The sequence below is a fragment of the Cytobacillus sp. BC1816 genome (assembly GCF_051353635.1).
GTDB classification, from domain to species: domain Bacteria; phylum Bacillota; class Bacilli; order Bacillales; family Cytobacillaceae; genus Cytobacillus; species Cytobacillus oceanisediminis_C.
Genome location: NZ_CP195611.1, coordinates 1783351 through 1797896 on the forward strand (window position 1 = coordinate 1783351; position 14546 = coordinate 1797896).

Annotated in this window: 14 protein-coding genes; 13 read left to right on the forward strand and 1 reads right to left on the reverse strand. The window is 42.3% G+C overall.

Annotated elements, in window-relative coordinates:
• The first annotated feature begins 37 nt into the window (after positions 1-37).
• The 10 genes from def (at position 38) to spoVM (ending at position 9182) form a co-directional block, all read left to right on the forward strand.
• On the forward strand, positions 38-523 hold the full coding sequence (gene def, locus ACR42H_RS09395; protein ID WP_436375713.1) for a peptide deformylase: 486 nt from the start codon (positions 38-40) through the stop codon (positions 521-523).
• Positions 520-1470 carry a methionyl-tRNA formyltransferase gene (fmt, locus tag ACR42H_RS09400; RefSeq protein ID WP_436375716.1) on the forward strand — a complete coding sequence of 317 codons (951 nt, stop codon included), beginning with the start codon at positions 520-522 and terminating at the stop codon, positions 1468-1470. The genes def and fmt overlap by 4 nt, the downstream gene beginning before the upstream one ends.
• Positions 1467-2822: a 16S rRNA (cytosine(967)-C(5))-methyltransferase RsmB gene (rsmB, locus tag ACR42H_RS09405; protein WP_436375719.1), complete on the forward strand. Its 1356-nt coding sequence runs from the start codon at positions 1467-1469 to the stop codon at positions 2820-2822. The genes fmt and rsmB overlap by 4 nt, the downstream gene beginning before the upstream one ends.
• Positions 2823-3908, forward strand: coding sequence for a 23S rRNA (adenine(2503)-C(2))-methyltransferase RlmN (rlmN, locus tag ACR42H_RS09410; RefSeq protein ID WP_113881900.1), 1086 nt, complete (start codon positions 2823-2825; stop codon positions 3906-3908).
• A gap of 4 nt (positions 3909-3912) precedes the next feature.
• Positions 3913-4677, forward strand: a complete 765-nt coding sequence (locus ACR42H_RS09415; protein WP_113881901.1) for a Stp1/IreP family PP2C-type Ser/Thr phosphatase — start codon at positions 3913-3915, stop codon at positions 4675-4677.
• Positions 4670-6655, forward strand: a complete 1986-nt coding sequence (pknB, locus tag ACR42H_RS09420; protein WP_113882145.1) for a Stk1 family PASTA domain-containing Ser/Thr kinase — start codon at positions 4670-4672, stop codon at positions 6653-6655. Before ACR42H_RS09415 ends, pknB begins: the two co-directional genes overlap by 8 nt.
• Before the next feature lie 15 nt (positions 6656-6670).
• Positions 6671-7552: a ribosome small subunit-dependent GTPase A gene (gene rsgA, locus ACR42H_RS09425; RefSeq protein ID WP_436375722.1), complete on the forward strand. Its 882-nt coding sequence runs from the start codon at positions 6671-6673 to the stop codon at positions 7550-7552.
• A 3-nt stretch (positions 7553-7555) separates the two neighbouring features.
• Positions 7556-8206: a ribulose-phosphate 3-epimerase gene (rpe, locus tag ACR42H_RS09430; RefSeq protein WP_113881903.1), complete on the forward strand. Its 651-nt coding sequence runs from the start codon at positions 7556-7558 to the stop codon at positions 8204-8206.
• Between the two features lie 70 nt (positions 8207-8276).
• The gene (locus ACR42H_RS09435; protein ID WP_436375726.1) at positions 8277-8924 is read left to right on the forward strand and encodes a thiamine diphosphokinase; all 648 of its coding nucleotides are present in this window, start codon (positions 8277-8279) and stop codon (positions 8922-8924) included.
• 177 nt (positions 8925-9101) lie between these two features.
• Positions 9102-9182 (forward strand): stage V sporulation protein SpoVM, encoded by an 81-nt coding sequence (spoVM, locus tag ACR42H_RS09440; RefSeq protein WP_019381739.1) that lies wholly within the window; start codon positions 9102-9104, stop codon positions 9180-9182.
• A gap of 146 nt (positions 9183-9328) precedes the next feature.
• Here the strand turns inward: spoVM and rpmB are convergent, their stop codons facing one another.
• The gene (gene rpmB / locus ACR42H_RS09445) at positions 9329-9517 is read right to left on the reverse strand and encodes a 50S ribosomal protein L28 (RefSeq protein ID WP_019381740.1); all 189 of its coding nucleotides are present in this window, start codon (positions 9515-9517) and stop codon (positions 9329-9331) included.
• A 442-nt stretch (positions 9518-9959) separates the two neighbouring features.
• Here rpmB and ACR42H_RS09450 point away from each other — a divergent pair, with 442 nt between their 5' ends.
• The 3 genes from ACR42H_RS09450 to recG all read left to right on the forward strand — a co-directional run bounded on the left by ACR42H_RS09450 (position 9960) and on the right by recG (position 14294).
• Positions 9960-10322, forward strand: a complete 363-nt coding sequence (locus ACR42H_RS09450) for an Asp23/Gls24 family envelope stress response protein (RefSeq protein ID WP_009330806.1) — start codon at positions 9960-9962, stop codon at positions 10320-10322.
• 16 nt (positions 10323-10338) lie between these two features.
• Complete coding sequence (locus ACR42H_RS09455; protein WP_436375728.1) at positions 10339-12015, forward strand: DAK2 domain-containing protein; 1677 nt, start codon at positions 10339-10341, stop codon at positions 12013-12015.
• Positions 12016-12245: 230 nt separating this feature from the next.
• Positions 12246-14294, forward strand: coding sequence for an ATP-dependent DNA helicase RecG (recG, locus tag ACR42H_RS09460; RefSeq protein WP_436375731.1), 2049 nt, complete (start codon positions 12246-12248; stop codon positions 14292-14294).
• Positions 14295-14546 lie beyond the last annotated feature (252 nt).

The window sequence follows — 14546 nt, forward strand, 5'->3', positions numbered from 1 at the left end:
AAATTGGTTGAAAATAGATAAAAATGGAGGAAACGTTTTGGCAGTAAAAAAAATTGTAACTTATCCGGCTGAGATTCTGGAGGCAGAATGTGAACCCGTTAAGGTGTTTGATAAGAAGCTGGGCAAATTGTTAAATGATATGTATGATACGATGATCGAATTCGATGGTGTCGGGCTGGCTGCTCCGCAAATCGGGCTTAGCAGGCAAATTGCCATTGTTGATATAGATGATGATTTTGGAACAATTGAAATGATTAATCCGGAAATCCTTGAAACGAATGGGGAACAGACAGGACCTGAAGGGTGCCTGAGCTTTCCTGGGTTATATGGTGAAGTAACAAGGCCTGAATATGTAAAAATCCAGGCTCAGGATCGAAAAGGGAAATATTTTACCCTCGAGGCTGAGGATTTCCTGGCTAGAGCGATCCTCCATGAAATTGATCATTTGCATGGGGTGCTATTTACCTCAAAAGTTACAAGATACTTGAACGAAGAAGAGTTGGAAGGATTGGAAGCTGAATGACAAAAATCGTATTTATGGGCACACCCGATTTTTCAGTGCCTGTACTGAAGCAAATAATAGAGGACGGATATGAAGTAATCGGAGTGGTTACTCAGCCTGACAGGCCCGTTGGAAGGAAAAAGACCCTTACTCCCCCGCCTGTAAAAGTCGAAGCTGAAAAACAGGGCATCCCTGTGTATCAGCCCGAAAAAATCCGCCAGCCAGAAGAGCTGGAGAAAGTTCTTGCTCTTAAGCCTGACCTGGTTGTCACGGCTGCGTTTGGGCAAATTTTACCGAAGGAGCTTTTGGATGCACCCAAGTTCGGCTGCATTAATGTACATGCATCTTTACTTCCTGAATTGCGCGGCGGTGCACCCATTCACTACTCCATTCTGCAGGGGAAAGAAAAAACAGGAATCACCATTATGTACATGGCTGAGAAGCTTGATGCCGGCGATATTTTAACCCAAGTGGAAGTGCCGATTACGGAAAGAGATACAGTTGGCACTCTTCACGATAAACTTAGCGCTGCAGGGTCAAAGCTTTTATCTGAAACACTGCCAAAGCTCCTGAATGGTGAACTCACTCCCATCAGGCAAAATGATGAAGAAGCCACTTTTGCTTATAATATTAAAAGAGAACAGGAAAAAATCGACTGGGGCAAAAACGGAGAAGAAATCTATAACCACATTAGAGGGTTAAACCCATGGCCGGTTGCTTATACAACTTTTGACGGCAAAGTGATTAAAATTTGGAATTCGGAAAAGGTCAAATCTGCTGAAAGCAAAGAACCGGGAACAATTATCAGGCTTGAGGAAGATGGAATCGTTGTGGCAGCAGGGAATGAGACAGCCATTAAAATTACAGAACTGCAGCCTTCCGGAAAGAAAAAGATGCGAGCAGAACAATTCTTGAGAGGCGCGGGGTCCCATCTAACTGCCGGCGGCCATTTGGGAGACACCGAATGAATAAGCTAAAAAAGAAAAATGTAAGGGAAACTGCACTGGAACTTCTTGAAGCCATTGAAAAAAATCAGTCCTACAGCAATCTTTTGCTGAATAACGCCATAAAAAAGAACGAAATAGACCAGAAGGATATCGGACTTTTAACGGAACTGACTTATGGTACCCTTCAGCGCCGGATGACACTCGATTTTTACCTGCAGCCGTTTTTAGCAGGCAACAAAAAAATTGAAAGCTGGGTTAACCAGCTCTTAAGGCTAACACTGTATCAGATGGTTTTTCTTGATAAAATTCCTGACCGCGCAGCTATTTTCGAGGCAGTAGAAATAGCTAAACGATGGGGGCATAAAGGAATTTCCGGCATGGTCAACGGCGTGCTCAGGAACGTTCAAAGAAAGGGGCTTCCAGATCTTGAGCAAATTGAAGACAGTGTTGAACGCCTTTCCATTGAGACTAGCCATCCCGCGTGGCTCGTAAAAAGATGGACCGATCAGCTTGGGTTTGAAGAAACAAAGAAAATGTGTGAAATTAACTTGACTGCTCCACTTCAGACTGCAAGGGTAAATGAGGTCAAGGCTTCGAGGGATGAATGCCTGTCACTTCTAAAGGAAGAAGGATTTGAAGTAGAACCAAGTCAGTTTATACCAGTTGCCATTAAATGTTTAAGAGGAAACCTGGCCAATTCGCGTGTTTTCAAAGACGGCCTGATTACTATTCAGGACGAAAGCTCCATGCTTGCTGCATATGCCCTTGGAGGAAATCCAAATGAAAAGATCCTGGATGCCTGTGCAGCACCCGGAGGAAAAACCACACATATTGCAGAAAAAATGCAAAATACTGGACAAGTCATTTCACTGGATCTTCATGAGCATAAAGTAAAGCTGATTAATGATAATGCTGATAGACTGGGACTATCGAATATTAAGACAAATGCCCTTGACAGCAGGAAAGTCCAGGAGCATTATGAAAAAGAATCTTTTGACCGCATTTTAGTGGATGCCCCATGCTCAGGTCTTGGAGTTATGAGAAGAAAGCCGGACATGAAATACACAAAAAAAGAAGATGATTTATATCATCTTCATAAGATTCAAAGAAACCTTTTGGATGCCGTTTCACCTTTGCTGAAAAAAGGTGGTATTCTTGTTTATAGTACATGTACAGTGGATAAGGAAGAGAATCAGCATGTTGTCCAGTCATTTTTAAAGAATAATGCGGAATTTGAGGGAGATATATCAGTTCGTGAGCGAATGCCTAAAGCAATTGCTCCGTTTATAGATAATTTTGAACTGCAGATTTTACCGCAGGATATTGGTTCGGACGGGTTTTATATTGCCTGTCTGAGAAAGAAGGTGCAATAAATGGAACAAACAGCAGCAGAGAAAATAACAGCAGACGAACAAAAACCATCCATTTATACTTTACAGCTGCATGAGCTGAAGGATTGGCTTAAAGAAAATAATGAGAAAGCCTTCAGGGCTGAGCAAATTTTTGATTGGCTTTACACAAAAAGAGTCACATCATTTGAGGATATGACGAACCTGTCAAAAGGGTTAAGAGATGCACTATCAGCAAATTTTTCGCTGACAACTCTTAAAACGATCATTCAGCAGGAGTCAGCTGATGGGACAATAAAATTTTTATTTGAACTTCATGATGGCTATTCGATTGAAACTGTACTGATGAGGCATGACTATGGTAATTCAGTATGTGTAACTACTCAGGTGGGCTGCCGAATCGGCTGTACATTCTGTGCTTCAACTTTAGGCGGATTAAAACGTAATCTTGAAGCAGGAGAAATCGTTGCTCAGGTCGTAAAAGTACAACAGGCACTAGATGAGACAGATGAACGGGTCAGCTCGGTTGTAATTATGGGGATCGGTGAGCCATTTGATAATTATGACAGTATGCTGTCATTCCTGAAGATAATCAACCATGATAAAGGGCTGAATATCGGTGCACGCCATATCACTGTTTCGACCAGCGGAATCATCCCAAAAATCTATAAATTTGCAGATGAAAATATGCAGATCAATTTCGCGATCTCATTACATGCTCCAAACACCGAAATCAGAAGCCGCCTGATGCCAATAAATAGAGCTTATAAGCTGCCGGACCTTATGGATTCAATCAGGTATTATATAAATAAAACAGGCAGACGGGTGAGTTTCGAATATGGCTTATTCGGAGGGGTCAATGACCAGGTGGAACATGCCGAAGAGCTGGCAAAGCTAATAAAAAATGTGAAGTGCCATGTTAACCTGATTCCAGTAAACTATGTGCCCGAACGAGATTATGTGAGGACACCCAAGGATCAAATTTTTGCTTTTGAAAAGACACTGAAGAACCACGGCATTAATGTAACCATTCGCAGGGAGCACGGTCATGATATAGATGCAGCATGCGGACAACTTCGTGCAAAGGAGCGAAAAGAGGAGACGAGGTGACAGAATGAAAGCTGTTTTTATGACAGATCAAGGCAAAGTCAGGCAGCATAACGAAGATAATGGCGGCATCTATGTGAACAGCAAGGGGCAGCGCCTTGCCATCGTAGCAGATGGCATGGGCGGCCACCGGGCTGGCGATGTGGCAAGCGAAATGACGTTAACAAGTTTAAAAGGGTTCTGGGATCAGACAGATGACTTTCAGACTGCCGAAGAGGCGGAAGGATGGCTGCGGAAGCATATTGCAGAGGTCAACACGATTCTTTATGAACATTCGAAAGAAAATGAACAATGTGAGGGCATGGGTACAACTGTTGTGGCTGTAATATGTACCGATCGTTTTGCGACAATTGCCAATATCGGCGACAGCAGATGTTATATCTTGAATGAATCGGGTTTTCAGCAGCTGACGGAAGACCATTCCCTAGTGAATGAACTTGTAAGGTCAGGGCAGATTACCAAGGAAGATGCTGAGCATCATCCAAGAAAAAATGTGCTCCTCCGTGCATTGGGAACTGAAGCAGCGGTTGAGATGGATATCAAAACCATTACGTTTGAAGAGGGCGATTTATTATTATTATGCTCTGACGGTTTGTCCAACAAAGTAGCTGTGGCTGAAATGATTGAAATCCTCAAAAGCGGACGAACACTGGAGGAAAAAGCCGCAGTGCTGATTGAACAGGCCAATAATAATGGCGGCGAAGACAATATTACGCTCGTGATTGCTGAGTATTTTGAAAGCAATGAGAGCGGGATGATAAATGATGATTAAGGGAAGAAGATTAAGCGGCCGCTATAAGATTCTTGATATGATTGGCGGAGGCGGCATGGCAAATGTCTACCTGGCCCATGACATGATTCTAGATCGAGATGTAGCCGTGAAAGTGCTTCGGATGGATTTTGCCGAAGATGAAGAATTTATCCGCCGTTTTCATCGTGAAGCCCAGTCAGCTACCAGCTTAGCCCACCCGAACATTGTCAGTATCTATGATGTTGGCGAAGAGGATTCTATCTATTATATTGTAATGGAATATGTAGATGGACAAACGTTAAAGCAATACATACAGCAAAACAGCGCGATTCGCATAGATGATGCGCTGGAAATTATGAAACAGCTGACCTCTGCCATATCTCATGCACATCAAAACCATATCATACACCGGGATATTAAACCGCATAATATTTTGATAGATAGGCATGGTAATGTTAAGATTACTGATTTCGGAATTGCCATGGCATTAAGCGCCACCAGTATAACCCAGACCAATTCTGTTTTAGGCTCTGTTCATTATCTTTCTCCGGAACAGGCCAGGGGGGGGATGGCCAACAGAAAGTCTGATATCTACTCCCTTGGCATTGTTATGTTTGAGCTTTTGACAGGAAGGCTTCCTTTCTCAGGTGAATCCGCTGTATCGATAGCTCTCAAACATCTGCAGTCAGAGACGCCTTCCCTTAAGAGATGGAATCCTTCCATACCGCAAAGTGTTGAAAATATCGTTTTAAAAGCGACAGCTAAAGATCCTTTTCACAGGTATGATTCTGTTGAAGAAATGGAAGAGGATATCAGTACAGCTCTTGAACCCGAAAGGCTTCATGAAGAAAAGTTTATGGTCCCGATTGACGATGATGCTACAAAGGCAATCCCTGTTATTACAGATGACCGCCCATATCAAAGCATGGACGAAACACTTGTACATGCAAAGGATCCAAAGGGAGACACGCAGCCTGTGGCAAAACCTCTCCCTGATAAGAAGAAGAAGGAAAAAAAGAAGAAAAAGAAATGGCCAATTATTCTGGTATCAGTCTTTTTGTTTCTGGCTGTATTAGGCATCCTCGCCATAACTGTTTTACCTGATCTTATTGAGCCCAAGGATGTCCAGGTTCCTGATGTGTCCGGTAAAGAGGTGGAAGATGCAGTAGCAGAGCTTATTGCCGCAGGGTTTACGGTTAGGGATACAAAGCCGATAAGTGACCCTGATGTGGAAGAAGGTCTGGTAGTAAAAACAGATCCGAAAGCAGGCAGAACCGTAAAAGAAGGAACTTCCATTGATATCTATGAAAGCACTGGCAAGGAAAAATTTGAATTAGCCGATTACCAGGGCAGGCAATATGACGATGTAGTCCGCTTGCTTGAAAGCAAAAATTTTAAAAACATTGAAAAAACAGAAGAAAATAATGAGAGTGAGCCGGCTGGGACAATCCTGGACCAAAACTTCTCAGAAGGCGACCTTGTTGTTCCCGAGGATACAGAATTGATTTTTACTGTCAGCAAAGGCCCGGCGCCAATTGCCTTAAAAGATCTGCGCGGCTATAACGAAAAGGGGCTGCAGGAGTACGAAGAATCATCGGGATTAAAAGTAGAATATGGTGAAGAAGAATTTCATGAGGAAGTCCCTGAAGGACTAGTCATCAAACAGGATCCGGCACCAGGCACAAACCTGGCAAGGGGACAGAAAGTGACTGTGGTTCTTTCAAAAGGGAAAAAAGAACTTCTTCCTAAAACAGAAAATATTGAGATCAGTGTTCCATATGAGCCTGCAGCCGAAGGGGAGCCAAATGAAGTTCAGATTATCATCAAGGATATGAATAATCCTGGTTCTGAACCAGTTCATACAGAGCTGATTTATGAAGATACGGTAATACCAATTGATATAACGATTGCTCCTGGACAGAATGCCACTTATAAGGTTCTGCGGGATGGCCAGGTTTTTGAAGAAAAGGAAATTCCTTATCCGGAAGAAGAATCATAAGCAAGGAGTGTTGCTATGCCTGAGGGCAAAATTATTAAAGCCTTAGCCGGGTTTTATTATGTTTTAAGCGGAGATGAAACCATTCAGTGCCGAGGCCGCGGAGTTTTCCGGAAAAATAAGGTTAACCCGCTGGTCGGTGATGAAGTTGTGTTTCAGGCTGAAAGTATTACAGAAGGATACATCTTAGAAGTAAAAGAACGGAAAAATGAGCTGATCCGTCCGCCGGTCGCAAATGTTGATCAGGCCATTCTAGTGTTTTCAGCTGTTGAACCAGGCTTCAGCACCTCTCTATTAGATCGTTTCCTGGTGCTGGTTGAATTCAATCATATCAAGCCAATCATCTGCATTACTAAAATAGATCTGACAGACGAAGATGAATATAGGGAAATTCAGCAATATGCATCAGATTACCGCAAAGCCGGCTATGATGTTTTGCTGACTTCCTCCGAAACAGAAGAAGGCGTTAAAGACTTAAAGCCATATCTGGAAGGCGGGATATCCGTTTTTGCAGGACAGTCGGGTGTGGGGAAATCTTCTTTGTTAAATGTATTAAGACCAGATTTAGAGCTGAAAACTAATGATATTTCTTCACATTTGGGCAGGGGGAAGCATACAACCAGGCATGTAGAGCTGATAGAGGTTGGAAAAGGGCTTGTTGCTGATACCCCGGGATTCAGCTCCCTTGAATTTACAGATATCGAATTGGAGGATCTTAATTATTGCTTTCCGGAAATTCAGGAGAAAAGCGACCAATGCAAATTTAGAGGCTGCCTGCACATGGCAGAACCTAAATGCGCTGTGAAGACAGCCAGTGAAAACGGTGAAATTCCTTCCTACAGATATGAGCACTACAAAACCTTTCTGCAGGAAATAAAAGATAGAAAGCCGAGGTATTAATTCATGGTAAAAATCGCACCTTCTATTTTATCGGCAGACTTTTCTAAATTGGGAGAAGAGATTAAAGATGTAGAGCGAGGAGGAGCTGATTATATTCATGTCGATGTAATGGACGGCCATTTTGTACCGAATATAACAATCGGTCCATTAATTGTTGATGCAATCCGTCCTGTGACAAAGCTGCCCCTGGATGTTCATTTGATGATAGAAAATCCGGATAACTACATTGAGGCATTTGCTAATGCTGGGGCAGATTATATCACTGTACATGCAGAAGCATGCAAGCACCTTCACAGAACAATTCATTTTATTAAATCTTTTGGCGTCAAGGCAGGAGTGGTTCTTAACCCGGCTACACCAGTTAATATGATTGAGCATGTTATTGATGATATAGATATGGTATTGCTTATGTCAGTTAATCCTGGTTTTGGAGGACAAAAGTTCATCCATGGCGTTCTTCCTAAGATTAAGGCCGTTAAGGAAATGGCTGACGCAAAAGGTCTAAATATTGAAATTGAAGTGGACGGCGGAGTGAATGAAGAAACAGCACAATTGTGCATTGAAGCTGGAGCCAATGTGCTTGTTGCCGGGTCGGCAATTTATAATCAGAAAGACAGAGCCGGGGCGATCACTGCTTTAAAAGGTTCGAAATAAAAAAGGGCCAGCTGGAATATAGCTGGCTTTTTATAATTCAAGATATATATCATGATTGGAGCAATATGAAATGATTATAAATATTTTAGCTGGCGGCCCTGAGGATTTGCTGCCTGAACTGTCTTCATTCGGTAATGCTTCTGACATTTGGATCGGGGTAGATAGAGGAGTGCTCATACTCATTCAAAATGGAATGCAGCCGAAAATGGCTTTTGGTGATTTTGATTCTGTGTCAAATGAAGAACTATTAATCATTGAAGAAAAAGTAAAAGAGCTGAACAGGTTCAAGCCGGAGAAAGACGAAACCGACATGGAGCTTGCCCTGAATTGGGCACTGGACCAAAATCCTGAGAAAATTCGTTTGTTTGGCGCCACAGGCGGCCGGCTTGACCACTTATTTGCAAATATTCAGCTGTTAATAAAGCCTGTAATTGAAGAAATCTTTGTCCCTGTCGAAATTATTGACCAAAAAAATAAGGTTTATATTAAAGGTCCAGGTGAATACACCATAAAGCAAAATCCAAAATTCAAATACATTTCTTTTGTCCCGATCACAATGGAAATTAAAGGCCTCACATTAAGAAATTTCAAGTATCCGCTCACAGACCGGACCGTCCTAGCCGGTTCTACTCTTTGTATCAGCAATGAACTTATTGATGATTGTGGTACTTTTTCTTTTACTGAAGGCATATTAATGGTTGTAAGAAGCAAGGATTAAGTGCCGGGCCTGTGCTGCCCTGCAAGGTGCTGGGACGCTGGATATAAGTGTTGGCATGAATTGCTTTCTGATCATTTTTTGTAATCATGAGTACTCATCTTTCATTATTTGAATAAGATGGTAAAGACGATTTAATGACAGAATGGATGCGTAAGATCGTGAGGAGGGACACGAGTAATGAGATTTTATACAATCAAACTTCCTAAATTTTTAGGGGGCATTGTGCGTGCCATGTTAGGGACCTTCAAAAAGGGGTAAACTCCCATAAATGAAAAAGAAAATAGCATCAAAAACTGGGCACCTCTCTGGGGTGCTTTTATTTTTTGATTGAATGGGGGAAAATGGATAGTGGATTATAAAACGGAAAATAAATAGGACATCCTAAAAGGATGTCCCTGAGCAGATTAAACGCGCTCAACTTTACCTGATTTAAGTGCTCTTGCAGAAACCCAAACACGTTTAGGTTTACCGTCTACAAGAATACGTACCTTTTGAAGGTTAGCACCCCAAGTACGCTTGTTAGCGTTCATCGCGTGAGAACGTGCGTTACCTGAAGTTGTTTTTTTACCAGTTACAACACATTTGCGTGGCATGTATGTTTCCCTCCTTACTAAAAGCATAAGCTGAAACTATTTTTCAATGCTTTCATTTGCAATAGTCAGATTCATCCATCTGAATTAATGAGGAATTCCTCTTCGGATTTCGACATTAAAAGATACTTTAATAATTTATCATACAACCCTTCTGATTGCAATAGTTTGCTTTCAAGAAAATTTCCTTGACATAGGGGCATGGAACATGAGCTATAATAGAGATGGGGAAGTATGACTTTCAATATTACAGCCCATATAGTAAAATATCATAAGGTATGCATAAAGCTTGGAGTTAGAAAGATCGCTGCCCAGCTGAAAAGGATGTATTCTCCTTTAACAGCAAGCTTGCCTTTTACAATAAGGGGGAACGCCAGCGTCTCCGTAAAGCGGGAGCGCTTGAAGAGGCTTTTATTAAAAGCAATTTCCAAAGGGGGAACGAACCATGTCCATCGAATTAAAAACGAATTTCGGGCAAATTGATATCTCTAATGACGTAATTGCAACAATCGCAGGCGGAGCAGCAGTCGACTGCTACGGCATCGTAGGGATGGCCTCTAAAAATCAAATTAAAGATGGCCTTACAGATATACTTCGAAAAGAGAATTTTACCCGCGGTGTAATTGTCCGCCAGGAAGAAGATGAAGTACATATCGATATGTATATTATTGTAAGTTACGGAACGAAAATTTCCGAGGTTGCCCACAATGTGCAATCTAAAGTGAAATACACCCTTGATAAAACGGTTGGGCTAAGTACGGACTCGGTTAATATTTACGTTCAGGGAGTTCGTGTAACGAACCCGTAGTGAGGAGGAAAGACTTGTGTCAAAAAGAGATTTAGATGGGAAGCTTTTTGCCGAAATGGTCATACAAGGAGCGAACCATTTATCTGCTAATGCAAAATTAGTGGATGCGTTAAATGTTTTCCCTGTTCCTGATGGAGACACAGGAACCAACATGAATTTGTCAATGACTTCCGGTGCAAAGGAAGTAAAAGCTAATATTCAGGAACATATTGGGAAGGTGGGCTCTGCTCTTTCTAAAGGTTTGCTGATGGGGGCCCGCGGGAACTCTGGAGTAATTCTCTCCCAGCTGTTCCGAGGTTTCTCAAAGCACATAGAACAGAAATCATCCATCAATGGCAAAGAGTTTGCTGATGCTTTGAATTCAGGTGTAGAGACTGCTTATAAAGCTGTAATGAAGCCAGTTGAAGGAACAATCTTAACCGTTGCTAAAGATTCCGCAAAAAAAGCGGTGCAGGCTGCAAAAAATGAGGATGATATCGTAGTAATTATGGAGGAAGTTTTAAAAGAAGCTCGGGCTTCTTTAAATCGCACTCCGGATCTTCTTCCAGTTTTAAAAGAAGTTGGGGTTGTAGACAGCGGCGGACAGGGTCTTGTTTTTGTATATGAAGGATTCCTTGCTGAGCTCAAGGGCGAAAAACTTCCGGATACACCAGCAGCCCTTCCAAAGATGGACGACCTGGTTAGCGCAGAACACCATAAAAATGTTCATAGTTTTATGAACACTGAAGATATTGAATTTGGTTATTGCACAGAGTTTATGGTCAAGTTTGAAACTGAAAAGCTATCTTCTAATCCTTTTTCTGAAGATAAGTTCCGTCAGGACTTAAGCAAATATGGGGACTCGCTTCTTGTGATTGCGGATGAACAGCTTGTAAAAGTACATATCCACTCTGAACAGCCAGGAGATTGCCTGACATACGGACAGCGCTATGGCAGCTTAATCAATATGAAGATTGAAAACATGCGCCAGCAGCATACCAATTTAATTGAAGACGTTCCTACACCATTGGCAGCTGAAGCTAAGCCAAAGGAAAAGCAGGAGTACGGAATCGTGACAGTATCAATGGGAAGCGGGATTGCGGATCTTTTCCGAAGCATCGGAGCACATGCAGTCATTGAGGGCGGCCAGACAATGAATCCTAGTACGGAAGATATTGTAAAAGCCATAAAAGAAGTTAACGCCAAGAAAGTAATCATTTTGCCAAACAATAAAAATATCATAATGGCTGCACAGCAGGCTGCAGAAGTGACTGAAGAAGCAGCAGTGGTTGTTCCTTCCAAGACCGTTCCTCAGGGAATGGCTGCCCTGCTTGCTTTTAACCCAAGTGCCGGACTCGAAGAAAATGAAGAAGGCATGTCAGAAGCCCTTCAGCATGTGAAGACAGGCCAAATTACTTTTGCTGTCCGTGATACAAGCATCGATGGCCTCGAAATTGAAAAAGATGATTTTATGGGCATCGCAGATGGGAAAATTGTTGTCAAGAACAAGGATAGGGTACAGGCTGCCAAAGATCTTCTCGATGGAATGATTGATGAAGATTCTGAGATCCTAACCGTATTAAAAGGTGAAGATGCGGCAGAAGAAGAAGTGGATGCACTTATCAGCTATATTGAAGATAAGTATGGAGATGTCGAAGTCGAAGTGCATGATGGCAAACAGCCACTATACTCTTTTATATTCTCAATTGAATAAACAAAAAAAAAGCGAGGGCCCAGCCTTCGCTTTTGTCCATTTAAAACGAGTATATATTAGTGAGCTTCGGAAATATTAATTTATTTGATTAAAGATTAGTTACTTGCCTATTTAAAATATAGTGTGTTAGTTATAAAGCAGGCTTTACATAGCCTGCAGTTAAAAGTAATTGAGCAGGGAGGGGTGGCGGACTGCCTTGAGAAAATATATTTGGCAGCCGTTCAATAAACGTGAATCCAAATTATAATCAGTCTGTTACAGCTGTTAAAGGCATCGGAGAGGAAACAGCAGTATCACTTGCTGAAATGAACATAAACACTGTAAAAGATTTGCTTGAATATTTTCCGTATAGATATGAGGATTACAGACTCAAGGACCTGGAAGAGATCAAGCATGATGAAAGAGTAACTGTGGAAGGAAAGGTTCACAGTGAACCTTCACTCGCCTATTATGGAAGGAAACGTTCCAGGCTGACTCTGAGAGTTCTTGTAGGCAGATATCTGATACAAGTGGTCATGTTTAATCAGCCATATTTAAAGAACAAAATTACTTTGAACGAAACTGTTACAGTGACAGGCAAATGGGACCAGCACCGCCAGATCATAACAGCCAATGAATTAAAAATAGGAAGTGCCTCCAATAACAAGGATTTTGAGCCGGTTTACGGTGTCAAAGGAAATATCACTGTCAAGGGAATCAGACGTTTTATAAAACTGGCTTTTTCACAGTATGGGAATGAGATATCAGAAACTTTGCCTGAAAAATATCTTTTGCAATATAGGCTTTTGAATAGGCGAGATGCTATGAGATCGCTTCATTTTCCTGCCGATGATCAGGAACTTAAACAGGGAAGACGGCGCTTTGTTTATGAAGAATTCTTCTATTTTCAATTAAAAATGCAGGCACTAAGAAAGATTGAAAGAGAGCAGTCTAAAGGAATTGCGCAACCTTATGATTTTTCGAGGCTGATGGAGTTTATAGACTCCCTTCCGTTTGCCTTAACCAGTGCCCAGAAAAGGGTAGTTAATGAGATTCTGTCTGATATGAAATCGCCTTATCGGATGAACAGGCTATTACAGGGGGATGTTGGTTCCGGCAAAACGGCTGTTGCGGCAATCGCTCTATATGCCAGCAGGACAGCAGAATTCCAGGGAGCTTTAATGGTTCCGACCGAAATCCTTGCAGAGCAGCATGCGGAATCTTTAAAGACGATGCTTGAGCCATTTGGCTTGCGATGTGAACTCCTAACAAGCTCTGTCAAAGGAAAGCGCAGAAGAGAAATTCTTCAGCATTTAAAGGATGGAGAAATCGATGTTCTTATAGGCACACATGCACTTATCCAGGAAGAAGTGGAATTTAATAAACTGGGACTTGTTATTACTGATGAACAGCATAGATTTGGTGTCGGACAGCGGCGCGTCCTCAGGGAAAAAGGCGAGAGTCCGGATGTTCTGTTTATGACTGCCACGCCAATCCCGAGGACATTGGCCATTACTGTTTTTGGGGAAATGGATGTTTCCATCATAGATGAAATGCCGGCAGGGCGAAAAGCGATTGAAACTTATTGGGCAAAACCTGAAATGCTTGATAGAGTACTTGGTTTTATGGAAAAGGAGCTTTCAGCAGGCCAGCAGGTATATGTGATCTGTCCCCTAATTGAGGAGTCTGACAAACTGGATGTTCAAAACGCTATAGATGTCCATGCAACCCTGATGCATCATTTTCATGGCCGCTATGATGTCGGGCTCATGCATGGGAGGCTTCATCCAGATGAGAAAGAAAATGTGATGAAGGCTTTTAGCCGAAATGAAACTCAAGTTCTTGTTTCTACTACAGTTGTCGAGGTGGGTGTAAATGTCCCAAATGCAACGATGATGGTGATCTATGATGCCGAGCGGTTTGGACTTGCACAGCTGCACCAATTAAGGGGCAGGGTAGGAAGAGGAGATAAACAATCTTATTGTGTTCTTTTAGCTGATCCCAAATCGGAAGTTGGAAAAGAACGCATGAAAATCATGACGGAAACCAATGACGGATTTGCCCTAAGTGAAAAGGACCTTGAGCTGAGGGGCCCTGGGGACTTTTTCGGTAAAAAACAAAGCGGTCTTCCGGAATTTAAAGTCGCCGATATGGTCCATGATTACCGCGCTCTCGAAACCGCCAGAAACGATGCAGCAGCTCTTGTTGAATCCCATGAATTCTGGCATTCAGATGAGTACCTGCCTTTGAGAAATTATTTAAAGGAAACCGGAGTGCTGGAAGGGGAAAAACTTGACTAAAGGATCGAAGCATCAATATCCCACGCTGAGTCGATTGGAGTGGAGAGTGCTTGATCCTTGCAAATGCTTTCGCATTTCCTTCGTGCGGTGTTAATTCAAGGGAGATGATTCAATGTTCTGCGTGAGACCCCGCAGGCGGCTGTGAGGAACTCTGTTCCTCACAGCGGAGAGAGGAGGGCCTGCAGAGGAAATCAGCGGCCAGAGTATGCAGGCTAGACAAATATTCAATCACACTTAAAGCAGATTGCAGAA

Bases quoted from the DNA above. Each gene is read 5' to 3' on its own strand.
- ACR42H_RS09415 (WP_113881901.1), top strand. From the start codon at position 3,913: ATGAAAGCTGTTTTTATGACAGATCAAGGCAAAGTCAGGCAGCATAAC.
- fmt (WP_436375716.1), top strand. From the start codon at position 520: ATGACAAAAATCGTATTTATGGGCACACCCGATTTTTCAGTGCCTGTA.
- spoVM (WP_019381739.1), top strand. From the start codon at position 9,102: ATGAGATTTTATACAATCAAACTTCCTAAATTTTTAGGGGGCATTGTG.
- rsgA (WP_436375722.1), top strand. From the start codon at position 6,671: ATGCCTGAGGGCAAAATTATTAAAGCCTTAGCCGGGTTTTATTATGTT.
- ACR42H_RS09435 (WP_436375726.1), top strand. From the start codon at position 8,277: ATGATTATAAATATTTTAGCTGGCGGCCCTGAGGATTTGCTGCCTGAA.
- rpmB (WP_019381740.1), bottom strand. From the start codon at position 9,517: ATGCCACGCAAATGTGTTGTAACTGGTAAAAAAACAACTTCAGGTAAC.
- pknB (WP_113882145.1), top strand. From the start codon at position 4,670: ATGATTAAGGGAAGAAGATTAAGCGGCCGCTATAAGATTCTTGATATG.
- ACR42H_RS09450 (WP_009330806.1), top strand. From the start codon at position 9,960: ATGTCCATCGAATTAAAAACGAATTTCGGGCAAATTGATATCTCTAAT.
- rlmN (WP_113881900.1), top strand. From the start codon at position 2,823: ATGGAACAAACAGCAGCAGAGAAAATAACAGCAGACGAACAAAAACCA.
- rpe (WP_113881903.1), top strand. From the start codon at position 7,556: ATGGTAAAAATCGCACCTTCTATTTTATCGGCAGACTTTTCTAAATTG.
- rsmB (WP_436375719.1), top strand. From the start codon at position 1,467: ATGAATAAGCTAAAAAAGAAAAATGTAAGGGAAACTGCACTGGAACTT.